Genomic DNA, 660 nt, shown 5'->3' on the forward strand with positions numbered 1-660 from the left:
AACCATGGGAGGGACTTTACCTCTCGGCGGACTATTCCAGCATCGATCCCGTGGTGACGGAAGCGAAGCGCAAACGGGACGTTTTCTTCTGGACCGCGGAGGATTGGCCGGCCCGCKGGTCCTCACMTCTCAGAAAATTTCGCGACGAGGCGATAGACCACGGAATCCGTTGCGGCATGACAATCCCTGTGGAAGGGGGTTATGGCGCGTCGATGATGCTGACCTTTGCATCCTCCGAAAGGGACGTGGACGTMCCGGCCGTATTCGACTCGAAGAGAGCAGTCCAATTGGTGATGATGATCCATTATCGATTGAAGATGATTGCCGCCAAAACTGCCATCAATCCAAAGCAGGTGCTGTCGCCACGCGAGATGCTGTGCCTGACATGGGCGATGAAAGGAAAAAACACACTCGAAACTGCMGCTGTGACTGGCATCAATTCGAGGACCGTACAGCATTACCTTGATAAAKCCCGTGCCAAGCTGGGCGCTGAATCGGTGCCGCAGCTTGTGGGAATCGCGAAAGATCGCGGGTTGCTAAGCTCTAATTAGCGTCGTCCAAGGGGACATCGGGAATGTAGCCAAGCGCGTCGATGATCTGCGACAGCTCTTCCTGCTGCGCTTCGGATTTCTTCTGACGGGCAATATATTCATCCTGCAG

At 55.0% G+C, this 660-nt stretch carries 2 protein-coding genes; one reads left to right on the plus strand and one right to left on the minus strand.

The features are described 5' to 3' along the window. A partial coding sequence (locus QD357_RS32750; RefSeq protein WP_414126156.1) for an autoinducer binding domain-containing protein occupies positions 1-551 on the plus strand: 551 nt, incomplete at its 5' end. Here QD357_RS32750 and QD357_RS32755 read toward each other — a convergent pair. Continuing rightward, positions 544-660 (minus strand): transcriptional repressor TraM (locus QD357_RS32755; protein WP_414126157.1); only part of this gene is annotated, 117 nt, incomplete at its 5' end. The genes QD357_RS32750 and QD357_RS32755 overlap by 8 nt on opposite strands.

It is taken from the genome of Rhizobium sp. BR 317, from assembly GCF_047445835.1.
Taxonomy (GTDB): Bacteria; Pseudomonadota; Alphaproteobacteria; order Rhizobiales; family Rhizobiaceae; genus Rhizobium; species Rhizobium paranaense.